This window comes from Streptomyces sp. AMJ-169 (assembly GCF_055597585.1).
Map to the genome: position 1 here is coordinate 317,284 of NZ_JBVLTJ010000011.1, position 21,411 is coordinate 338,694.

Consider the following 21,411-nt stretch of genomic DNA (forward strand, 5'->3'; position numbering starts at 1 on the left):
TCGATCAGATCCTCGCTTTATGGGACGCGGGCGATCAGGTAGCGGAAGATGTTCGGCATCCAGACGGTGCCGTCCTTGCGGAGGTGCGGGTGCAGCGCCTCCCTGATCTCCTTGTCGACCTGGACGGGGTCCGTGGCGGCGACGGCGTCGTCGTAGAGGCCGGTGGAGAGCAGGCCGCGGACGGCGCTGTCGGTGTCGGCGTAGCCGAAGGGGCAGGCGACGCGGCCCGAGCCGTCGGGCGTGAGGCCCGCGTGGCGGGCGGTGTCCTCCAGGTCGTCGCGGTGGGCGGGGTGCCAGCAGCCGGGCGTGACGGGGTCGGCCAGCTTGGCGGCCACCCGCAGCACCCCGGAGGCCGCGCAGCGCTCCGGCGGGCCCCAGCCGGTGAGCACGACCGGCGTTCCGCGTTCCGCGAGCCGCACGGCGTCGGCCAGGCCGTCGGGGTCGTGCAGCGGGTCGAACGCGGTCACCAGGTTGAAGCCCGGCTCCTCCTGCGGCTCGGGCAGCCGCTCGCACAACCGCGTCCCCACGCGCGCGCGGGGTGACCAGCTGTCCGGCAGGAGCCGTTCGCGGGCCAGCGCGAGGAGTCCGGGGGAGCGGGGTTCGACGCCGGTGAGTTCGGCGCCCCGGGCGGCGGCCATGAGGAGGGCGAGGCCCGAGCCGCAGCCGAGGGCGAGCAGCCGGGTCGCGGGACCGACGTCCAGGCGGGCGTGGACGGCGTCGTAGAGCGGGACGAGCATCCGCTCCTGGATCTCGGACCAGTCACGTGCGCGGGAGGCACCCGGCTGAGTACGGGGAAGGGCGTGGCGCACGAGCGTAGGTGTCATCGAAGAGCGCTCCGATCCGTCGAGTGCCGAAGGATGTCGCCGCCGGGTCGAGCGGCCCCCGTGGAGTGCTGCGGCGTTTTTCTCCCCGCAGTGCCAGGTAACTCCCGGACGGGGGTGCCGTCCAGGGGTCGAAGGGGCGGGTTTACGTGCGCGCCCGCGTGGGCGAAAAGAATTCACATGGCGGCAACGTGCGCCCGTACCATCACGCCCATGGCCAAAGCACCCGTACTCACCCCGCGGGCCGACGACTTCCCGCGCTGGTACCAGGATCTGATCACCAAGGCCGAACTGGCCGACAACGGGCCGGTGCGCGGCACCATGGTGATCCGGCCGTACGGGTATGGGCTGTGGGAGCGGATGCAGGCCGAGATGGACGCCCGCATCAAGGCGACGGGCACCGAGAACGCGTACTTCCCGCTGCTGATCCCCCAGTCGTACCTCACCCGTGAGGCCGACCATGTCGAGGGGTTCGCGCCGGAGCTGGCGGTCGTCACGCACGGCGGCGGCAAGGAGCTGGAGGAGCCGGCGGTCGTACGGCCCACCTCCGAGACCATCGTCAACGAGTACTTCTCGAAGTGGGTGCAGAGCTACCGGGATCTGCCCCTGCTGATCAACCAGTGGGCGAACGTGGTCCGTTGGGAGCTGCGCCCGCGGGTGTTCCTGCGCACGACGGAGTTCCTGTGGCAGGAGGGCCACACCGCGCACGCGACGTACGAGGACGCGCGTGACTTCGCCGCGCGCATCCACCGCGAGGTGTACGAGGACTTCATGGTGAACGTCCTCGCCATGGACGTCGTACCGGGCCGCAAGACGCCCAAGGAGCGGTTCGCGGGGGCGGTCAACACGCTCACGCTGGAAGGCATGATGGGCGACGGCAAGGCGCTCCAGATGGGCACGAGCCATGAGCTCGGGCAGAACTTCGCGAAGGCCTTCGACACCCGGTACCTGTCGAAGGACGGCGGCCAGGAGCTGGTCTGGCAGACCTCCTGGGGCACGTCCACGCGCATGGTCGGCGGTCTCATCATGGCCCACGGCGACGACGACGGACTGCGGGTGCCGCCGCGGCTGGCCCCGGTGCAGGTCGTCGTCCTCGCCGTCAAGGGCGAGGAGGCGGTCGCCAAGGCCCGCGAGGTCGCCGCCCGGCTGACGGCGGCGGGGCTGCGGGTGCGGGTGGACGACCGTACGGACGTCCCCTTCGGCCGCCGCGCGGTCGACTGGGAGCTGAAGGGCGTCCCCGCGCGCGTGGAGATCGGGCCGCGCGATCTGGAGGCGGGCACGGCGATGCTGGCGCGGCGGATTCCTGGGGGCAAGGAATCGGTCGCGCTGGGAACACTGGACGCGGTGCTGCCTGGGTATCTCGAAGAGGACCAGGCGTTGTTGCTGCGGCAGTCGCGGGAGCGGCGCGAGGGTCGTACGCAGGATGTCTCGACGGCCGGGGAGGCGGCCGAGGTCGCCGGCGCGGGCGGCTGGGCGCGGATCCCGTGGGCCGTGCTCGGGGAGGAGGGCGAGGCCGAACTGGCGCAGCGGTCGGTGACCGTACGGTGTCTGGTCGGGGCGGACGGGTCGGTGCCCGAGGACGGGGACGCACCCGGTAACGTCGCGATCGTGGCCCGCGCGTACTGAGGGCTTGAGGCGGCCGAAAGGGCTCTTGCGCCCCGCCCGGTGGCGCCTCACCTGGCGCGCGGGGCGGGCGTACGCGCCGGTGCGTATCTGGGCCTACGCACCGGCTTGGGACGAGCTGTGAGGCTTCTCCGCAGATCAGCGCACCCGCCCTCGTCTCCACGCATCAGCGGCAACTGACGGGTACGTGCAAATTATTTGGGATGCCCCGGAATAGGAACACAGGGGCACTCCCGCTCGTTGTCATTACGTGAGCACGACACAGACACCACCTGTTCTCGCCGCAGAGCTGGCACAGGCGTGGGCCGACATCCAGCGGTACCACCCCGAGCTGCCAGACCTAGCCGCGCCAGAGTCCCTGATCGGGGAGTCGTCGTCCGCGTGCGGTCACGAGCTCTCCTTCGAGCGACTGCTTCATGAGGCAGTCCATGGCATCGCCGCCTCGCGCGGCGTGCGTGACACCAGCCGCGCCGGGCGCTACCACAACCGCAGATTCCTCGCGATCGCCGAGGAGTTGGGGCTCGATCATCCGGAGGAGCCGCATCCCAGCAGCGGTTTCTCACTGGTGACGCTGAGTCCCGAGGCCAAGCGCAGGTACCGGCCTACCATCGAGCGGCTCCAGCGGGCCTTGAAGGCCCACTTGGTCGCGACCACCGCGGAGACGACCCGCGCCTTCCGGGGTCCGGCCGCCCGGCACGGCTCCTCCGGGGGCGGGGTCCGGGTCAAGGCCGTGTGCGACTGCGGGCGCAATGTGCGCGTGGTGCCCTCGGTGCTGGCCCAGGCACCGATCGTCTGCGGGGGGTGCGGAAAGCCGTTCCGCATCCCGGAGATCGCCGCAGCCTGAAGAACGGCCGTATCCACCGGCATCTCGTGGCTGTCGGTGTTTCTGGTCAGGGGGCCACGTCCGCGTGGCCCCCTCCCACCCGCGGCGATGGCCTCCCCAGGGCTGTGGCACAATGGCTAGCTGTACTCGACAGTCGCACAGGACCCCTCTCTCCTCCGGCTGACGCGTCCATCGGGCACTCGGGTACCGCAACCCCACGCGGCAGCTCGCCGTGCCCAACCACGTCAAAACCAGGAGAGCCAACTCCCGTGGCAGTCAAGATCAAGCTGAAGCGTCTGGGCAAGATCCGTTCGCCTCACTACCGCATCGTCATCGCCGACTCCCGCACCCGCCGTGACGGCCGTGCGATCGAGGAGATCGGCAAGTACCACCCGACCTACAACCCGTCGGTCATCGAGGTGGACGCCGAGCGTGTGGCGTACTGGCTGGGTGTCGGCGCGCAGCCGACCGAGCCGGTGCTCGCCATTCTGAAGAAGACCGGCGACTGGCAGAAGTTCAAGGGCGAGGCCGCCCCGGCGCCTCTGCTCGTGGCCGCGCCCAAGACGTCCCGCCCGTCCTTCGAGGCGCTCGGCGGCGACGACGAGGGCAAGGGTGAGGCCATCACCCAGAAGAAGAAGGCCGACAAGAAGGACGAGGCCGCTGCCGAGTCCGAGTCGACCGAGGCCTGAGCATGCTCGAGGAGGCTCTTGAGCACCTCGTGAAGGGCATCGTCGACAACCCCGACGATGTGCAGGTCGCCTCCCGTAACCTGCGCCGTGGGCGCGTCCTTGAGGTCCGGGTCCACCCCGACGACCTCGGTAAGGTGATCGGCCGCAACGGCCGCACCGCGCGCGCTCTGCGTACCGTCGTGGGCGCCATCGGCGGCCGTGGGGTCCGCGTCGACCTGGTCGACGTCGATCACGTCCGCTGACACGTCAGCAACCGGCTCGGGCCGGGAATGGTCCCAAGGGGCCGTTCCCGGCCCGTAGTCGTATCAAGCCGCTGTCTACAGGAGAGCAAGCACAGTGCAGCTGGTAGTAGCTCGCGTCGGCCGTGCCCATGGCATCAAGGGCGAGGTCACCGTCGAGGTCCGCACCGACGAGCCGGAACTGCGGCTCGCCCCGGGGGCCGTCCTGGCCACCGACCCGGCCGCCGCCGGACCGCTCACCATCGCCACCGGCCGGGTGCACAGCGGCCGGCTCCTGCTGCGCTTCGAGGGCGTCACCGAACGCAACGGCGCCGAGGCCCTGCGCAACACCCTCCTGATCGCCGAGATCGACCCGGAGGAGCTGCCGGAGGGCGAGGACGAGTACTACGACCATCAGCTGATCGACCTCGACGTGGTCACGGTCGACGGCACCGAGGTCGGCCGGATCACCGAGATCTCGCACCTGCCGTCCCAGGACCTCTTCATCGTCGAGCGCGCCGACGGCACCGAGGTGATGATCCCGTTCGTCGAGGAGATCGTCGTCGAGATCGACCTGGAGGAGCAGAAGGCGGTCGTCGACCCGCCCCCCGGGCTGATCGACGACCGCGCGGAGGTCGTTTCCAGCAAGGACCCCGAGGGCGACGGCGCATGAGGCTCGACGTCGTCACGATCTTCCCCGAGTACCTCGACCCCCTGAACGTCTCCCTCGTCGGCAAGGCCCGCGCGCGCGGGCAGCTCGACGTCCAGGTGCACGACCTGCGCGCCTGGACGTACGACCGGCACAACACGGTCGACGACACCCCCTACGGCGGCGGACCCGGCATGGTCATGAAGACCGAGCCGTGGGGGGCCGCGCTGGACCAGGTGCTCGCCGACGGGTACGAGAACGGCTCGCGGGAGCCGGCGCTGATCGTGCCCACGCCCAGCGGACGCCCGTTCACCCAGGAACTCGCCGTCGAACTGTCGGCGCGCCCCTGGCTGATCTTCACCCCGGCCCGGTACGAGGGCATCGACCGGCGGGTCGTCGACGAGTACGCGACGCGGATGCCGGTGTACGAGGTGTCCATCGGGGACTACGTCCTCGCCGGCGGGGAGGCGGCCGTCCTCGTCGTCACCGAGGCCGTCGCGCGGCTGCTGCCCGGGGTGCTGGGCAACGCCGAGTCGCACCGGGACGACTCCTTCGCGCCCGGCGCGATGGCGAGCCTCCTCGAAGGGCCCGTCTACACCAAGCCGCCCGCCTGGCGCGGCCGGGAGATCCCCGAGACGCTGCTCAGCGGCCACCACGGGAAGATCGCCCGCTGGCGGCGCGACGAGGCGCTGCGGCGCACGACCGCCAGCCGGCCGGACCTCATCGAGGGCTGCGACCCCAAGGCCTTCGACAAGAAGGACCGCGAGATGCTCTCCATCCTGGGCTGGGCACCCGATCCGAAGGGTGCCGCGTACGGCCGATTTTGGCGTCGCGTCGTTGACGTGGAAGAATAGGCAGCTGCTGTGTCGCCGTCCGGCGTGCGCCCCTGCCACGGGGGGACACGACGCCCGCCCCGACAGCCGCGGCAGACCTCTTTTGTGAAACCTAGTTCCCGCCGATGACCTGTGGCATGGGCGAAGAAAGCAGACGAAATGTCTCACCTGCTCGACACCGTCGACTCCGCGTCGCTGCGCGACGACATCCCGGCCTTCCGCCCGGGTGACACCGTCAACGTCCACGTCCGCGTCATCGAGGGCAACCGCTCCCGTGTGCAGCAGTTCAAGGGCGTTGTCATCCGCCGCCAGGGCAGCGGTGTCCGCGAGACCTTCACGGTCCGCAAGGTCTCGTTCTCCGTGGGCGTCGAGCGCACCTTCCCGGTGCACACCCCGATCGTCGAGAAGATCGAGCTCGTCACCCGCGGTGACGTGCGTCGCGCGAAGCTGTACTACCTCCGTGAGCTGCGCGGCAAGGCCGCGAAGATCAAGGAGAAGCGCGACAAGTGACGTCACCGTAGGGGTCACAGCGGGGCCGGATAGCATCTGGCCCCGATGGACACCGAAGCAGTTCCCACGGAGCGCGACCGCTCCTCCCCGCCGGAACCGGACGGGGAGGGCCGGTCGCGTTTCGCATGGGCGGCGCGGGCCGTCCCCGGTGGGTACTGGACCCTGACCGCGCTGCTGTGCCTGGTCTCGCTGCTCCTGTTCAACGCGTTCGTGGCCCAGCCCTTCGAGATTCCCAGCCGATCCATGGAGAACGGATTGAGGATCGGGGACCGGGTTCTCGTAAATAAGTTGGCGTACCGTTTCGGTGCCGCGCCCGGCCGCGGGGACGTGGTCGTGTTCGACGGCACCGGGTACTTCGGGAACTCCGACTACGTCAAGCGCGTCGTGGGGGTAGGGGGTGACCGAGTGGTCTGCTGCGACAAGGAGGGCGAGATCGAGGTGAACGGCCGGTCCGTCGACGAGACGGCGTTCCTGTACCCCGGTGACAGTCCGTCCTCGGTGCCTTTCGACGTGGTCGTGCCCCCGGGCACGCTCTTCGTCCTGGGCGACCACCGCGGCAACTCCAGCGACTCCCGCGACCACCTGGGCTCGCCCGGCGGCGGGATGATCCCCGTCGGCGCCGTCATCGGGCGGGCGCAGTGGATCGTCTGGCCCTGGGCGCGCGCCGGGAGCCTCAAGGGGACCGACGCCTACGCGCGCGTGCCGGCCGCGGCGGGCGCGCATGGGTAACCGGGGCAAACCGCGCGGGGTGCCCACAGGAGGGGCGGAACAATTGCTGCCGACCGGCGCCCGGCGCGCGTCCAGCCCCTCCGGCGGGCGTTCGCGCGCGGAGCGGCGCAAACTCCAGCGCAAGGTCAAACGCAAGCGCCGGCGCTCGGCGGTGCGGGAGATACCGCTGCTGATCGGGGTGGCCGTCCTCATAGCCCTGGTCCTGAAGACGTTCCTGGTGCAGGCGTTCGTCATCCCCTCGGGCTCGATGGAGCAGACGATCCGCATCGGCGACCGCGTCCTGGTCGACAAGTTCACCCCCTGGTTCGGCTCCGAGCCCACGCGCGGGGACGTCGTCGTCTTCAAGGACCCCGGCGGCTGGCTCCAGGACGAGACGTCGACGACGACCAAGGACGACCCCATCGTCGTCAAGCAGGTCAAGGAAGCCCTCACCTTCATCGGGCTGCTGCCGTCCGACAACGAGAAGGACCTGATCAAGCGGGTCGTCGGGGTCGGCGGGGACGTCGTCAAGTGCTGTGACGCCGAAGGGCGGGTGACCGTCAACGGCGTGCCCCTGGAGGAGGGGTCGTATCTCTATCCCGGCAACGCCCCCTCGGCGACCCCCTTCCAGGTGACGGTGCCCAAGGGGCGGCTGTGGGTGATGGGTGACCACCGGGCCAACTCGGCGGACTCGCGCTCGCACCAGAACACCTCTTACGGCGGTACGGTCTCGCTGGACGAGGTGGTAGGGAGGGCCAAGGTCATCGCCTGGCCCATCGGCCACTGGACGAGTCTCAAGGAACCGCAAACCTTTGCTTCAGTGGCCAAGTCCACCTCCAGGACGGCCTCGGCTTCTTCCCCGTCGCATAGGGTTGCCTCCGACGATCCGAACGGAACCGTCCGACTCCCGAGCCCTGCGGAACTCCCGCTCGTTATGGGAGTAGTGGGCCTGCGCCGTATGTGGGGCGGGCAGCGGCACAGAGTGAGGAGCTGGCGTGGGGGATGTGGCGGTTGGCGCACGGTCCGGTCAGGACGGCGAGGATCACCGCGGACGTTCCGTGGAGGACGCCGTCCCGGGTGCGGACGGCGCTGTGACCCCGGGGACCTCAGAGACCTCGGGAACCTCAGGGAGTGAGTCCCCGGTGACGGAGAACGAGGGGTCCGGCGGCGCGCCGAAGGTGAAGAAGCCGCGCTCCTTCTGGAAGGAGCTGCCGATCCTCATCGGCATCGCGCTCGTCCTCGCGCTGCTGATCAAGACGTTCCTCGTGCAGGCGTTCTCGATCCCCTCCGACTCGATGCAGAACACCCTCCAGCAGGGTGACCGCGTCCTCGTCGACAAGCTCACCCCCTGGTTCGGCTCCGAGCCCGAGCGCGGTGAGGTCGTCGTCTTCCACGACCCGGACAACTGGCTGGCCGGCGAGCCGACCGCCGAGCCCAACGCGCTCCAGACCTTCCTCAGCTGGATCGGCCTGATGCCGTCCGCCCAGGAGAAGGACCTGATCAAGCGGGTCATCGGGGTCGGCGGCGACACCGTCGAGTGCAACAAGACGGGCCCGCTGAAGGTCAACGGCAAGGCCCTCGACGAGCCGTACGTCTACCCGGGCAACACGCCCTGCTCCATGGACGACCAGGGCGGGCAGTTCAAGGTCAAGGTGCCCAAGGGCATGATCTGGGTGATGGGCGACCACCGGCAGAACTCGCGGGACTCGCGCTACAACCAGTCCGACAAGAACCACGGCATGGTCCCGGTCAACGAGGTCGTCGGGCGGGCGATCGTCCGCGCCTGGCCGATCAACCGGTGGGGGACGCTGCCGATTCCGGACACGTTCGATCAGAGCGGCCTGGGGAACCAGTCGGCCGCGGCGGGGCTGCTGACGGTGGCGCCGCAGGGGCTGGCGCTGGCCGGGGTGGTGCCGGTCGCGGTGTGGCGGCGGCGGAAGATGACGATCGAGGTGCGGGGCTGAGGCCTGCTGGGGTGACCGGGGGTTCTTCGGGGCCTCTGGGGATGTGAGGTGGGGGGTCCGCCGGGTGCATGCCGGGCGGGCCCCGTTTTTTGTGCGGGGGTGCGGGCCGGGGTGTGTGGGCTGGGAGAACCTTTGGTCCGCTCGGGCTGACCCGGTTCGGTACCGCCGGGTAGGGTGCGGGTCCATGGGTGGCGAGAGTGGTGGGCAGGCGGGCGGGCGGCTCGGGCAGCGGCTGTCCGGGGCGGCGATCGCCATAGGGATGCTGCTGTTCCTCGGCGGGTTCGCCTGGGCGGCGGTCGTCTACCGGCCGTACACCGTGCCGACCGGCTCCATGTCGCCCACGATCGCCGTCGGCGCGCGGGTGCTGGCCGAGCGGGTGGACGGGGCCGACGTGCGGCGCGGGGACGTCGTCGTCTTCACCGACAGGACATGGGTCAGCAACGCGCCCGTGGTCAAGAGGGTCGTCGCGGTCGGCGGGGACACCGTCTCCTGCTGCACGGACGGGAAGCTGACGGTCAACGGCAAGCGGATCGACGAGCCGTATCTGGCCGACGGGATCGCGGAGACGACCGGTTTCGGCACGGTGACGGTCCCCGAGGGACGGCTGTTCCTGCTCGGCGACGACCGGCAGGGCTCGCTGGACTCCACCGCCCATCTGACGGACGCCGCCCAGGGCACGGTCGCGCGCGGTTCGGTGAAGGCGCGGGTCGACGCGGTCGTCTGGCCCATGAACGGGATGCTGAAACCCGCCACGGGTTTCGAGGTGCTGGGCAGCGGGGTGTCGCGGCCCGGGCCGCTGCGGCTGATGCTCACGGCGATCGCCGTGGGGGCCGCGCTGGTGCTCGGGGGCGGGGCGTACGGGCCGGTCGCGGGGTTCGTGGGGCGGCGGCGGTCGCGTACGGCGGCGGGGGCGGTCGCGGGTGCCTGAGGACGTCGTGGGACCGGGTGCCGGGCTGCGGAAGGTCGCCCGGGTCGTGCTGCTCGACCCCCGGGACCGGATTCTGCTGCTGCACGGGCACGAGCCGGACGACCCGGCCGACGACTGGTGGTTCACGCCCGGCGGCGGGGTCGAGGGCGCGGAGAGTCGGGAGGAGGCCGCCGTGCGGGAACTGGCCGAGGAGACCGGCATCACGGACGTACGGCTGGGCCCGGTGCTGTGGCGGCGGGTGTGCTCGTTCCCGTTCGCGGGGCGGCGCTGGGACCAGGACGAGTGGTATTTCCTGGCCCGTACGACGACCACGCAGACCCGGGCCGCGGCGCTGACCGAGCTGGAGCGGCGCAGTGTGACCGGAGCGCGGTGGTGGACCTGGCGGGAACTGGAGCGGGCCCATGAGACGGTGTACCCGACCAGACTCGCCGAGCTGCTGCGCCGGCTGTTCGACGAAGGTCCCCCGGCCCGGCCGCTGACCCTTGACACCGAAATCGTCTAGGGGCGCGCAGGACTGGAGCACAATGGTGGGACCGCACGGCTGAAGGGGAACATGCCATGAGCGCCGAGGACCTCGAAAAGTACGAGACCGAGATGGAGCTGAAGCTCTATCGGGAGTACCGCGATGTCGTCGGGTTGTTCAAATATGTGATCGAGACGGAGCGGCGGTTCTATCTCACCAATGACTACGAGATGCAGGTGCACTCGGTTCAGGGTGAGGTGTTCTTCGAGGTGTCCATGGCTGATGCCTGGGTGTGGGACATGTACCGGCCGGCTCGGTTCGTGAAGCAGGTCCGGGTGTTGACGTTCAAGGACGTGAACATTGAGGAGCTGAACAAGAGTGATCTGGAGTTGCCGGGGAGCTGATCGCTGCGTGGGCGTCGCTTGATCGGGTGACGGAGTTTTCCACAGGGGCCGGGTTGTCCACCAAGATCCAATCGGTGGTGGGCGGTTGCGGGAACGTCGGTGCCGGAGGTGGTGCCGATGAACGCAGACCTGGCACGCAAGGCACTCGGCGAGTACGGCGAGGAGCTGGCCGCGCGGCGGCTGGCGGATGTGGGGATGACGGTCCTGGAGCGCAACTGGCGCTGCGGCAGGACCGGGGAGATCGACATCGTGGCGCGGGACGGGGACGTCCTGGTCGTCTGCGAGGTCAAGACGCGGCGCGGCGGGTGGTTCCAGCATCCGCTGGCGGCGGTGACGCGGCGGAAGGCGGGGCGGCTGCGGGGGCTCGCGGAGCAGTGGCTGCACGCCCACGGGGGCGCGCCGCCCGGCGGGGTCCGCATCGACGTCGTCGGCGTCGTCCTGCCCCGGCGCGGGGCCGCTCTCGTCGAGCATGTGCGGGGGGTGGTCTGAGATGGGGTTCGCGCGTACGTGTTCCGTGGCGCTCGTCGGGGTCGAGGGGGTGGTCGTCGAGGTCCAGGCGGATCTGGAGCCCGGGGTGGCGGCGTTCACGTTGGTGGGGTTGCCGGACAAGAGTTTGAGCGAGAGCCGGGATCGGGTTCGGGCGGCGGTGGTGAACTCGGGGGGCGAGTGGCCGCAGAAGAAACTCACCGTCGGACTGAGCCCGGCCTCGGTGCCCAAGGCGGGCGCTGGCTTCGACCTCGCCATCGCCTGCGCGGTGCTCGGCGCGGCGGAGCGGATCGACCCCCGGGTCCTGGCCGATCTGGTGATGATCGGTGAGCTGGGGCTGGACGGCCGGGTCCGCCCGGTGCGGGGCATCCTGCCCGCGGTCCTCGCCGCGGCCGAGGCCGGGTTCGAGCAGGTCGTCGTCCCGGAGTGCGCCGCCGCCGAGGCCTCCCTGGTCCCGGGGATGTCCGTGCTCGGGGTGCGCAGCCTGCGGCAGCTGATCGCCGTCCTCGCGGACGAGCCGGTGCCGGAGGAGGAGCCCGATGCCGTGGGCCGCCCGGACCCGCTACTGGCCGGACTGCGGATGCCGGGCACGGGGGCGGCCACCGGGATGCACAGCGTGGGCGCCGCCCAGCAGGACCTGGGGCACGACCTGTCCGACGTGGTGGGCCAGATGTCGGCCCGTACGGCGGTGGAGGTGGCGGCGGCCGGAGGCCACCATCTGTTCCTCGAAGGGCCGCCCGGAGCGGGCAAGACCATGCTGGCGGAACGGCTGCCGGCCGTCCTGCCCCGGCTGGCCCGGCAGGAGTCCCTGGAGGTCACCGCGGTGCACTCGGTGGCCGGGCTGCTGCCGCCGGGCAAGCCGCTCGTCGACGCCGCCCCCTACTGCGCCCCGCACCACTCGGCGACGATGCAGGCGCTGGTCGGCGGCGGTGCCGGTATCGCGCGGCCCGGAGCGGTGTCCCTCGCACATCGAGGGGTGCTTTTTCTGGATGAAACTCCGGAGTTCAGCAGCACCGCGCTCGACGCCCTGCGCCAGCCGCTGGAGGCGGGGCATGTCGTGATCGCCCGCAGCGCCGGGGTGGTGCGCTTCCCCGCCAGGTTCCTGATGGTGCTGGCCGCCAACCCCTGCCCCTGCGGGCGGTTCTCGCAGCGGGACACGCTGTGCGAGTGCCCGCCCTCGGTGATCCGCCGCTACCAGGCCCGCCTCTCCGGGCCCCTGCTGGACCGGGTCGACCTGCGGGTCGAGGTGGACCCGGTCAGCCGCGCCGAACTGGCGCACCGAGGCCCCGGCGGGGAGTCCACGGCGACGGTCGCCGCCCGGGTCCTCGCGGCCCGCGAACGCTCGGCCGCGCGGCTGGCCGGAACCCCGTGGCGGACGAACAGCGAGGTCCCCGGCCGGGAGCTGCGCGGCCGGTGGCACGCGGTGCCGGGCGCCATGGACGAGGCCGAACGGGGCCTGGAACGGGGTGTGCTCACCGCGCGCGGAGTGGACCGGGTCCTGCGGGTCGCCTGGACGGTCGCCGACCTCCTCGGTCACGACCGCCCCGACGCGACGGACGTCGCCCTGGCCCTGCAACTGCGCACCGGCGTCCCGCGCGGCGTCCCGATGGCGATCGGAGCACTCACGTGAACGGCACGGGCGGGCCGCGGACGCGGCCCGCCCGGCCTCGCGGCGGGACCGGCGAGGAGGCCCGGAGGGGACTTCGGCGGTGCTGCTGCGGCAGAGGGGAGCGGCTGACGGGGGAGTCCCGGCACACGCGGATCTGCTCCGGCGGCGTCTGGAGGGCCGCCGGGAAGGGGTACCCGGGGCCGCGGTGGTGCTGTTGCGGAAGAGGGGGCGGCTGATGGCGGAGAAGAAGAACTCGGGCCCGCAGCAGTGCCGTTGGTGTCGTTGTCGAAGGAGGCAGGGATGAGCGAGGACGAGCGGATGGGGCGGGTGTTTCTTACTCGGGTGGTTGAGCCGGGGGATGAGAATGCCGGGCGGTGGGTGCGGGATGTGGGGGTGTTGGGGGCTGTTCATGCGCTGACCCGGGGGCGGGGGCGGCCGAGCTGGGCCGGTGAGCGGCGGTGGAGCGGGATGCGGGAGCGGGCCGGTCTTGCCGAGCCGGAGAAGGATCTCGCGGCCGTGCAGCGGGTCGGGGGGAGGTTCGTCTGTCCCGGGGACGCCGAATGGCCTTCCACCTTGGGGGACTTGGGGGACGGGCAGCCGATCGGGCTGTGGGTGCGCGGGGGCGCCAATCTGCGGGTCTGGGCGCTCAAGTCCGTCGCCGTCGTGGGCGCCCGGGCCTGCACCGAGTACGGGGCGTACATGGCCGCCGCGCTGGGCAGCGGGCTCGCCGAGCGGGGGTGGGTCGTGGTGTCCGGCGGCGCGTACGGGGTCGACGGGGCCTCGCACCGGGGCGCGCTCGCCGCCGGCGGAGCCACCGTCGCCGTGCTGGCGTGCGGAGTCGACCGGGCCTATCCGCCGGGGCACACCGAACTCATCGGGCGGATCGCCGAACAGGGGCTCCTCGTCGGCGAGTTGCCGCCGGGGGACCATCCGACGGCCAGCCGGTTCGTGCTGCGCAACCGGGTCATCGCCGCGCTCACCCGGGGAACCGTCGTCGTCGAGGCCGCCCTGCGCAGCGGCTCCCTCGTCACCGCCCGCGCGGCCCAGCGGCTCGGGCGGTACACGATGGGGGTGCCGGGGCCCGCGACCAGCGCGCTGTCGGCCGGGGTGCACCAACTGCTGCGCGGGGACGCCGTGCTGGTCGGTGACGCGGCCGAGGTCGTCGAACTCGTGGGAGAGATGGGGGAACTGGCGCCTGAGCGGCGCGGACCGGTGCTGCCGCGCGACCTGTTGGAGGCCGGCACCCGGCAGGTGCTGGACGCGCTGCCGGGCGACAGGGCCGCCGAGGCGGCGGAGGTGGCCCGGGGCGCGCAGACCACGCGGGGCGCGGCGATCGCCCGGCTGTACGAGCTGCGCGCGCTCGGCTACGTCGAACGACACGGCGAGAGCTGGAAGTTGACACGCCAGGCGGTGCTGTCCGTTCGGGGCCGGGCGGCGGCGGGGTGAGCGTACCGGTTCGGCCGTCCGAGGGAATGCGTAACCCCTTGGGAATTCCGGCAGTTGACGCCGGAAGCAGCGTGCGGGCGATCCCCGCCGAGCCGCGCGGGACGGCCGAGTGAACGTATCTGCGCACCGCCTCGGGCCTGTTACTCGCACACCGCGACACTTCAGTCACGCTACGCTCACGAGGATTCCGGTACAGACCGGCCGCAGACGCTCCTACCTCACGTACTTCACGGCAGAACGGCACAAGGCGACGAATGCCCCAGCACACCTCCGGGTCCGACCGGGCGGCGGTCCCCCCAGCCGCCCGAGACGGGGGCGGCGTGCGTCCGCCCGCTCCCTCGACCCTCGACGAGCTGTGGCGGTCGTACAAGGCGACGGGGGACGAGAAGCTGCGGGAGCAGCTGATCCTGCACTACTCGCCGCTGGTGAAGTACGTGGCCGGGCGGGTCAGCGTCGGACTGCCGCCCAACGTGGAGCAGGCCGACTTCGTCTCCTCGGGCATCTTCGGGCTGATCGACGCGATCGAGAAGTTCGACATCGACCGGGAGATCAAGTTCGAGACGTACGCGATCACCCGGATCCGGGGCGCCATGATCGACGAACTGCGGGCGCTGGACTGGATCCCCCGGTCCGTGCGGCAGAAGGCCCGCAACGTCGAGCGCGCCTACGCCACCCTGGAGGCCCGGCTGCGGCGCACGCCCAGTGAGCAGGAGGTCGCCGCCGAGCTGGGGATCGCCGTCGAGGAGCTGCACGCCGTCTTCAGCCAGCTCTCGCTCGCCAACGTCGTCGCCCTCGACGAACTGCTGCACGTCGGCGGCGAGGGCGGGGACGGGCTCAGCTTCATGGACACCCTTGAGGACCACGCCGCCGACAACCCCGTCGAGGTCGCCGAGGACCGGGAGCTGCGGCGGTTCCTCGCGCGGGCCATCAACACGCTGCCCGACCGGGAGAAGACCGTCGTCACGCTCTACTACTACGAGGGGCTGACCCTCGCCGAGATCGGGAATGTGCTCGGGGTCACCGAGAGCCGGGTCAGTCAGATCCACACCAAGTCGGTGCTTCAGCTGCGGGCCAAGCTCGCCGGGTTCGGCCGCTGAACTCCCGTGCGGGGTGAAGCGTCCGTAGAGTGGTTGACGTGCCAAGGATTCGAGCGGCCTCCGTGGCCGAGCACCGGTCGATGCAGCGCGCCGCCCTGCTGGACGCGGCGCGCACCCTGCTCTCCGAAGGGGGGACGGAGGCGCTGACCTTCCCCGCCCTCGCCGAGCGGACGGGCCTCGCGCGCTCGTCGGTCTACGAGTACTTCCGCTCCCGCGCGGCCGTCGTCGAGGAGCTGTGCGAGGTCGACTTCCCCGTCTGGGCCGCCGAGGTCGAGCTGGCCATGGCCGCCGCCGACGGGGGTGAGGCCAAGGTCGAGCGGTACGTCCGCAAGCAGCTGGAGCTCGTCGGGGACCGGCGGCACCGGGCCGTCGTCGCCATCTCCGCCAGCGAACTCGACGCCGGCGCCCGGGAGAAGATCCGGGCCGCGCACGGGGGGCTGGTCGCGATGATCGTCGACGCCCTCGCCGAACTCGGGCACGAGGAGCCCCGGCTCGCGGCGATGCTGGTCCAAGGGGTGGTGGACGCGGCCGTGCGGCGCATCGAGCTGGGGGCCGCCGAGGAGCCGGGGGTGGTCGCCGAGGCCGCGGTACGGATGGTGCTGCGCGGGGTGCGAGGCTGACGCTCACGGCAACGGAACCCCCAGCACCGGCAGCAATCTCGGGTGTACCCCCCGCGTCAGCAGCGACAACGGGTTCAGATACGTCTCCCCCCTCCTCAATCCCCAGTGCAGGCACGGCGTCCCGCAATGCCACCCCGTCTCCTCCAGCGTGCCGATCGTCGCGCCCTCCTCCACCGGCTCTCCCGCCGCCACCGACGCCCGCACCGGCTCGTACGTCGTTCTCAGGTCCCCGCCCAGCTCCACCGTGACCACCCCTCTCCCCGCCACCCGCCCCGCGAACACCACCCTTCCCCGCGCCGCCGCCCGGACCGTGGCCCCCGCCGTCGTCGCCAGGTCCACCCCCCGGTGGCCGCTCGCGTAGGGCGTCGGGGGCGGGGACCAGCCCCGCACCACCGGCGGGCGGGGGGTCAGGGGCCAGGTCGCCGCCAGGGTCAGCAGCGGCAGCAGCAGGAGCACCAGCAGTCGGATTCTCGTCATACGCCCACCCTCCGGTGTGCACGAGGAGTTCCGCTCGGGGCTGTGGACCAGTGCGCCCTTGTGGACAACTCGGCGTCGTGAGGGGGTTCGGTGGTCCCGTACACTTCTCTTGGCGACCCGGGCCACCGGGTCGACTTCGCACGCCCCGGTACGGAGCCGGAAACGGTCCGTACTCGCGCCCCTCGGTCCTTCGTGGCTCGGCGCACCGCGGGCGTCAGGCGCGGGAGCCGTCCGGCTTTCGCGGCAACCGAGAAACATGAGGAGTGCGGCCATGGCCGTCGTCACGATGCGGGAGCTGCTGGAGAGCGGCGTCCACTTCGGTCACCAGACCCGTCGCTGGAACCCGAAGATGAAGCGCTTCATCTTCACCGAGCGCAACGGCATCTACATCATCGACCTGCTCCAGTCGCTGTCGTACATCGACCGCGCCTACGAGTTCGTCAAGGAGACCGTCGCCCACGGCGGCACGGTCATGTTCGTCGGCACGAAGAAGCAGGCGCAGGAGGCCATCGCCGAGCAGGCGACCCGCGTCGGCATGCCCTACGTCAACCAGCGCTGGCTCGGCGGCATGCTCACCAACTTCTCCACCGTCTACAAGCGTCTCCAGCGCCTCAAGGAGCTCGAGCAGATCGACTTCGAGGACGTCGCCGCGTCCGGTCTGACCAAGAAGGAGCTTCTCGTGCTCTCGCGCGAGAAGGCCAAGCTGGAGAAGACCCTCGGCGGTATCCGCGAGATGCAGAAGGTGCCCAGCGCCGTCTGGATCGTGGACACCAAGAAGGAGCACATCGCCGTCGGTGAGGCTCGCAAGCTGAACATCCCGGTCGTCGCGATCCTCGACACCAACTGCGACCCCGACGAGGTCGACTACAAGATCCCGGGCAACGACGACGCGATCCGCTCCGTCACCCTGCTCACCCGCGTGATCGCCGACGCCGTCGCCGAGGGCCTCATCTCCCGCTCCCGCGTCGCCACCGGCGACAAGGGCGAGAAGGCCGCCGGCGAGCCGCTGGCCGAGTGGGAGCGTGACCTGCTCGAAGGCGAGAAGAAGGCTGAGGAGGCCCCGGCCGCCCCCGCCGCCGAAGCCGCCCCCGTCGCCGAGGCCCCCGCCGCCGAGGCCGAGGCCGCTCCGGTCGTCGAGGAGACCCCGGCCGCCGCCGAGGCCCCCGCCGAGGAAGCCCCCGTCGCCGAGGCCCCGGCCGCGGACGCCGAGCAGGCCTGACCCCGGCCTGATCCGTCAGGTTGACGGCGGGGGCGGGCGACACCCAGTCCGCCCCCGCCGTTCACCGGCAGGCCCGCACCAGGCCGCCCCCGGCCCGGACGCTGGCCTTCGATCCTCCAGACTTCGAGAAAGACTTATCGACTCATGGCGAACTACACCGCCGCCGACGTCAAGAAGCTCCGCGAGCTGACCGGTGCCGGCATGATGGACTGCAAGAAGGCCCTGGACGAGGCCGACGGCAACGTCGAGGCCGCTGTCGAGGCACTGCGCATCAAGGGCCAGAAGGGCGTCGCCAAGCGTGAGGGCCGCTCCGCCGAGAACGGCGCCGTGGTCTCGATCATCGCCGACGACAACACCTCCGGCGTCCTCGTCGAGCTGAAGTGCGAGACGGACTTCGTCGCCAAGGGCGAGAAGTTCCAGGCCGTCGCCCAGGCCGTCGCCGAGCACGTCGCCAAGACCGCCCCGGCCGACCTCGCCGCCCTCCTCGGCTCCGAGATCGAGCCCGGCAAGACCGTCCAGGCGTTCGTCGACGAGGCCAACGCCAACCTCGGCGAGAAGATCGTCCTCGACCGCTTCGCGCAGTACGCCGACGGCTACGTCTTCGCCTACATGCACCGCACGATGCCCGACCTGCCCCCGCAGATCGGTGTCCTCGTCGAGCTGGACAAGCCCAACGCCGAGGTCGCCAAGGGCATCGCCCAGCACATCGCCGCCTTCGCGCCGAAGTACCTCTCCAAGGAGGACGTCCCGGCCGAGGTCGTCGAGTCCGAGCGCCGCATCGCCGAGGAGACCACCCGCGCCGAGGGCAAGCCCGAGGCCGCGCTCCCGAAGATCGTCGAGGGTCGCGTCAACGGCTTCTTCAAGAGCGCCACGCTGCTCGGCCAGGAGTACGCCCTGGACAACAAGAAGTCCGTCCAGAAGATCCTGGACGAGGCCGGTGTCAGCCTGAAGCGCTTCACGCGTATCAAGGTCGGCATCTGAGTCCGTACCTCTACGAGCGCCCGGTCCCGATAGGGTCGGGGGCGCGTGAGCGACGACAGCAGATCTGACGAGGAGGCCATTGCCGCGCACGGGTTGCGAACACCCCACGGCAATGGCCTTCTTCGTATGTGCACCACGTGAAAGAGGCGAACACCCATGACCACCACACAGAAGAGCGACGACGGCAAGGTACGCGGCCGGTTTCTGCTGAAGCTGTCCGGAGAGGCGTTCGCCGGCGGCGGGGGCCTGGGTGTGGACCCCGACGTGGTGCACAAGATCGCCCGTGAGATCGCCGCCGTGGTCCGCGACGGCGCCGAGATCGCCATCGTCATCGGCGGCGGCAACTTCTTCCGCGGCGCCGAACTCCAGGTCCGCGGCATGGACCGGGCCCGCTCGGACTACATGGGCATGCTCGGCACCGTCATGAACTGCCTCGCCCTCCAGGACTTCCTGGAGAAGGAGGGCATCGACTCCCGGGTCCAGACCGCCATCACCATGGGCCAGGTCGCCGAGCCCTACATCCCGCTGCGCGCCGTGCGCCATCTGGAGAAGGGCCGCGTCGTCATCTTCGGCGCCGGTATGGGCATGCCGTACTTCTCCACCGACACCACCGCCGCCCAGCGCGCCCTGGAGATCGACGCCGAAGCCCTCCTCATGGGCAAGAACGGCGTCGACGGCGTCTACGACTCCGACCCCAAGACCAACCCGGACGCGGTCAAGTACGACGCGCTCGGCTACGCCGACGTCATCACCCGCGACCTCAAGGTCGCCGACGCCACCGCGATCACGCTGTGCCGTGACAACAAGCTGCCCATCCTCGTCTTCGAGCTGCTGGCCGAGGGCAATATCGCGCGCGCCGTCAAGGGTGAGAAGATCGGCACTCTGGTGGGTGACCAGGACACCCGGGCCTGACCGGGGGATGGACAATGTCCTGCCGGTCGGGAACCGTGCAGGAAGAAGACACGACGCAGCCGGCCGCCGCCCCGCCAGGAAGCCGCGGCCGGGCCTACTCAAGACACGCAGGAGCAAGTGGTGATCGAAGAGACCCTCCTCGAAGCCGAGGAGAAGATGGAGAAGGCCGTCGTGGTCGCCAAGGAGGACTTCGCCGCGATCCGCACCGGCCGTGCGCACCCGGCGATGTTCAACAAGATCGTGGCCGACTACTACGGCGCGCTGACGCCGATCAACCAGCTGGCCTCGTTCTCCGTGCCGGAGCCGCGCATGGCGGTCGTCACCCCGTTCGACAAGACCGCGCTGCGCAATATCGAGCAGGCGATCCGTGACTCGGACCTCGGCGTCAACCCCAGCAACGACGGCAACATCATCCGCGTGACGTTCCCCGAGCTGACCGAGGAGCGCCGCCGCGAGTACATCAAGGTCGCCCGCGGCAAGGCCGAGGACTCCAAGGTGTCGATCCGCTCCGTGCGCCGCAAGGCCAAGGACACCCTCGACAAGCTGGTCAAGGACAAGGAGAGCGGCGAGGACGAGGTCCGCCGCGCGGAGAAGGAACTCGACGACCTGACCGCGAAGTACGTCGCCCAGGTGGACGAGCTGCTCAAGCACAAGGAAGCGGAGCTGCTCGAAGTCTGATGAACGACTCTTCCTGGGGGGCGCCGCCACCGGTCGGACAGGCCGGCCACCCGACGGCAGGGCATGCCGGGTACTGGGCGGGCGCCGACCGTGGGCCTGTCCAGGGGGCTGCTCCGGCGGGTCCCGCCTACGATGCGCCGGCGGCGCAGCAGACTCGCTCCATGCCCATGCCCGACGTACCCGCTCATGGCGGAGACCAGGATGACGACTGGGGGGCCGCCGCCGCGGGCGGTGGTCCCCCGTTCCGCGACGAGAACCCGTCGGCGCAGCCTCAGGCGGCGGTGCCGCAGAATCCGGAGCCCATGGCCGACGCGCAGCAGCCGGCGCCGCAGAAGAAGAGCGCGGGGCGTGACCTGGGTGCGGCCATAGGGGTCGGGGTCGGGCTCGGGGTGGTGATCGTCGCCTCGCTGTTCATCGTCAAGGCCGTGTTCGTCGGGGTGATAGCGGTTGCCGTGGTGGTCGGGCTGTGGGAGCTGACCAGCCGGCTCCAGGAGCGCAAGGACATCAAGGCGCCCCTGGTCCCGCTCGCCGTCGGCGGCGCCGCGATGGTCGTCGCCGGGTACGTCCGCGGCCCCGAGGGCGCCTGGGTCGCGACGGCGCTCACGGCGCTCGCGGTGCTGGTCTGGCGGATGACGGAACCGCCGGAGGGCTACCTCAAGGACGTCACCGCGGGGGTCTTCGCGGCGTTCTACGTGCCGTTCCTGGCCACGTTCGTCGCGCTGATGCTCACCGCGGACGACGGGGCCCGCCGCGTCATGGTCTTCCTGGTGCTGACGGTCGTCAGCGACACCGGCGCGTACGCCGTCGGCTGGCGCTTCGGCCGGCACAAGCTCGCTCCGCGCATCAGCCCCGGCAAGACCCGCGAGGGACTGCTCGGCGCGATCGCGTTCGCCATGGCGGCCGGCGCGCTGCTCATGCAGTACGCCATCGAGGACGGCACCTGGTGGCAGGGCCTCCTCCTCGGCCTGGCCGTCGCCGCCAGCGCGACCCTGGGCGACCTCGGCGAGTCGATGATCAAGCGCGACCTCGGCATCAAGGACATGGGGACGCTGCTCCCCGGCCACGGTGGCATCATGGACCGCCTAGACTCGCTGCTGCCGACGGCGCCGGTGTGCTGGGCGCTCCTGGTGCTGTTCGTGGGGGCGGGCTGACGGGCCTCTTCCCGCAAGCCCCTGTCCCTCCCCGGCGGATTCCAGAGGTCGTCGCAACACGTGATCACTGACGTGTGGTGGCGAGCAGTCTAGACAGGCGCT

The 21,411-nt window shown here is 70.9% G+C and carries 25 protein-coding genes; 23 read left to right on the plus strand and 2 right to left on the minus strand.

Going from position 1 to position 21,411, the window contains the following annotated elements; genetic code table 11:
• Positions 1-17: 17 nt before the first annotated feature.
• Positions 18-824: a class I SAM-dependent methyltransferase gene (locus ACYUD3_RS27030; RefSeq protein WP_470974885.1), complete on the minus strand. Its 807-nt coding sequence runs from the start codon at positions 822-824 to the stop codon at positions 18-20.
• Positions 825-1,034: 210 nt separating this feature from the next.
• Between ACYUD3_RS27030 and proS the strand changes: the two genes are divergently transcribed.
• The 18 genes from proS (at position 1,035) to ACYUD3_RS27120 (ending at position 15,891) form a co-directional block, all read left to right on the plus strand.
• Positions 1,035-2,447: a proline--tRNA ligase gene (gene proS / locus ACYUD3_RS27035; RefSeq protein WP_470974889.1), complete on the plus strand. Its 1,413-nt coding sequence runs from the start codon at positions 1,035-1,037 to the stop codon at positions 2,445-2,447.
• Positions 2,448-2,694: 247 nt separating this feature from the next.
• Positions 2,695-3,288 carry a hypothetical protein gene (locus ACYUD3_RS27040; protein ID WP_470974891.1) on the plus strand — a complete coding sequence of 198 codons (594 nt, stop codon included), beginning with the start codon at positions 2,695-2,697 and terminating at the stop codon, positions 3,286-3,288.
• Positions 3,289-3,536: 248 nt separating this feature from the next.
• Complete coding sequence (rpsP, locus tag ACYUD3_RS27045) at positions 3,537-3,956, plus strand: 30S ribosomal protein S16 (RefSeq protein ID WP_470974894.1); 420 nt, start codon at positions 3,537-3,539, stop codon at positions 3,954-3,956.
• A 2-nt stretch (positions 3,957-3,958) separates the two neighbouring features.
• Positions 3,959-4,198 (plus strand): RNA-binding protein, encoded by a 240-nt coding sequence (locus ACYUD3_RS27050; protein WP_003973401.1) that lies wholly within the window; start codon positions 3,959-3,961, stop codon positions 4,196-4,198.
• A 94-nt stretch (positions 4,199-4,292) separates the two neighbouring features.
• Positions 4,293-4,847 (plus strand): ribosome maturation factor RimM, encoded by a 555-nt coding sequence (gene rimM, locus ACYUD3_RS27055; RefSeq protein ID WP_470974897.1) that lies wholly within the window; start codon positions 4,293-4,295, stop codon positions 4,845-4,847.
• Entirely contained in the window at positions 4,844-5,677 is an 834-nt protein-coding gene (gene trmD / locus ACYUD3_RS27060; protein ID WP_470974900.1) for a tRNA (guanosine(37)-N1)-methyltransferase TrmD, read from the plus strand. The genes rimM and trmD overlap by 4 nt, the downstream gene beginning before the upstream one ends.
• 138 nt (positions 5,678-5,815) lie before the next feature.
• A complete protein-coding gene (gene rplS / locus ACYUD3_RS27065; RefSeq protein WP_470974903.1) occupies positions 5,816-6,166 on the plus strand; it encodes a 50S ribosomal protein L19 in 351 nt (116 codons plus the stop codon).
• Between the two features lie 45 nt (positions 6,167-6,211).
• The gene (lepB, locus tag ACYUD3_RS27070) at positions 6,212-6,895 is read left to right on the plus strand and encodes a signal peptidase I (protein WP_470974906.1); all 684 of its coding nucleotides are present in this window, start codon (positions 6,212-6,214) and stop codon (positions 6,893-6,895) included.
• Positions 6,888-8,009: a signal peptidase I gene (gene lepB / locus ACYUD3_RS27075; protein WP_470974908.1), complete on the plus strand. Its 1,122-nt coding sequence runs from the start codon at positions 6,888-6,890 to the stop codon at positions 8,007-8,009. Before lepB (ACYUD3_RS27070) ends, lepB (ACYUD3_RS27075) begins: the two co-directional genes overlap by 8 nt.
• The gene (gene lepB / locus ACYUD3_RS27080; RefSeq protein ID WP_470974911.1) at positions 7,933-8,838 is read left to right on the plus strand and encodes a signal peptidase I; all 906 of its coding nucleotides are present in this window, start codon (positions 7,933-7,935) and stop codon (positions 8,836-8,838) included. Before lepB (ACYUD3_RS27075) ends, lepB (ACYUD3_RS27080) begins: the two co-directional genes overlap by 77 nt.
• A gap of 184 nt (positions 8,839-9,022) precedes the next feature.
• Positions 9,023-9,766: a signal peptidase I gene (gene lepB / locus ACYUD3_RS27085; RefSeq protein WP_470974913.1), complete on the plus strand. Its 744-nt coding sequence runs from the start codon at positions 9,023-9,025 to the stop codon at positions 9,764-9,766.
• On the plus strand, positions 9,759-10,268 hold the full coding sequence (locus ACYUD3_RS27090) for an NUDIX hydrolase (RefSeq protein WP_470974916.1): 510 nt from the start codon (positions 9,759-9,761) through the stop codon (positions 10,266-10,268). Before lepB (ACYUD3_RS27085) ends, ACYUD3_RS27090 begins: the two co-directional genes overlap by 8 nt.
• A 56-nt stretch (positions 10,269-10,324) precedes the next feature.
• Complete coding sequence (locus tag ACYUD3_RS27095; RefSeq protein ID WP_005311352.1) at positions 10,325-10,633, plus strand: DUF2469 domain-containing protein; 309 nt, start codon at positions 10,325-10,327, stop codon at positions 10,631-10,633.
• A gap of 117 nt (positions 10,634-10,750) precedes the next feature.
• Positions 10,751-11,122, plus strand: a complete 372-nt coding sequence (locus tag ACYUD3_RS27100; RefSeq protein WP_470974919.1) for a YraN family protein — start codon at positions 10,751-10,753, stop codon at positions 11,120-11,122.
• 1 nt (position 11,123) lies between these two features.
• Positions 11,124-12,749: a YifB family Mg chelatase-like AAA ATPase gene (locus ACYUD3_RS27105; RefSeq protein ID WP_470974921.1), complete on the plus strand. Its 1,626-nt coding sequence runs from the start codon at positions 11,124-11,126 to the stop codon at positions 12,747-12,749.
• A 279-nt stretch (positions 12,750-13,028) separates the two neighbouring features.
• A complete protein-coding gene (gene dprA / locus ACYUD3_RS27110; protein WP_470974924.1) occupies positions 13,029-14,174 on the plus strand; it encodes a DNA-processing protein DprA in 1,146 nt (381 codons plus the stop codon).
• A gap of 254 nt (positions 14,175-14,428) precedes the next feature.
• On the plus strand, positions 14,429-15,271 hold the full coding sequence (gene whiG, locus ACYUD3_RS27115) for an RNA polymerase sigma factor WhiG (protein WP_470974927.1): 843 nt from the start codon (positions 14,429-14,431) through the stop codon (positions 15,269-15,271).
• A 62-nt stretch (positions 15,272-15,333) separates the two neighbouring features.
• Positions 15,334-15,891, plus strand: a complete 558-nt coding sequence (locus tag ACYUD3_RS27120; protein ID WP_470974977.1) for a TetR/AcrR family transcriptional regulator — start codon at positions 15,334-15,336, stop codon at positions 15,889-15,891.
• 3 nt (positions 15,892-15,894) lie between these two features.
• Here ACYUD3_RS27120 and ACYUD3_RS27125 read toward each other — a convergent pair whose 3' ends face one another.
• On the minus strand, positions 15,895-16,368 hold the full coding sequence (locus ACYUD3_RS27125; protein WP_470974930.1) for a murein hydrolase activator EnvC family protein: 474 nt from the start codon (positions 16,366-16,368) through the stop codon (positions 15,895-15,897).
• Between the two features lie 271 nt (positions 16,369-16,639).
• Between ACYUD3_RS27125 and rpsB the strand changes: the two genes are divergently transcribed.
• The 5 genes from rpsB to ACYUD3_RS27150 all read left to right on the plus strand — a co-directional run bounded on the left by rpsB (position 16,640) and on the right by ACYUD3_RS27150 (position 21,309).
• Positions 16,640-17,587 (plus strand): 30S ribosomal protein S2, encoded by a 948-nt coding sequence (rpsB, locus tag ACYUD3_RS27130; protein WP_470974933.1) that lies wholly within the window; start codon positions 16,640-16,642, stop codon positions 17,585-17,587.
• Between the two features lie 144 nt (positions 17,588-17,731).
• On the plus strand, positions 17,732-18,568 hold the full coding sequence (tsf, locus tag ACYUD3_RS27135; protein WP_470974936.1) for a translation elongation factor Ts: 837 nt from the start codon (positions 17,732-17,734) through the stop codon (positions 18,566-18,568).
• Positions 18,569-18,724: 156 nt separating this feature from the next.
• Complete coding sequence (pyrH, locus tag ACYUD3_RS27140) at positions 18,725-19,480, plus strand: UMP kinase (protein WP_470974939.1); 756 nt, start codon at positions 18,725-18,727, stop codon at positions 19,478-19,480.
• Positions 19,481-19,600: 120 nt separating this feature from the next.
• A complete protein-coding gene (frr, locus tag ACYUD3_RS27145; protein WP_470974942.1) occupies positions 19,601-20,158 on the plus strand; it encodes a ribosome recycling factor in 558 nt (185 codons plus the stop codon).
• On the plus strand, positions 20,158-21,309 hold the full coding sequence (locus ACYUD3_RS27150; RefSeq protein WP_470974945.1) for a phosphatidate cytidylyltransferase: 1,152 nt from the start codon (positions 20,158-20,160) through the stop codon (positions 21,307-21,309). Before frr ends, ACYUD3_RS27150 begins: the two co-directional genes overlap by 1 nt.
• Positions 21,310-21,411: the final 102 nt, after the last annotated feature.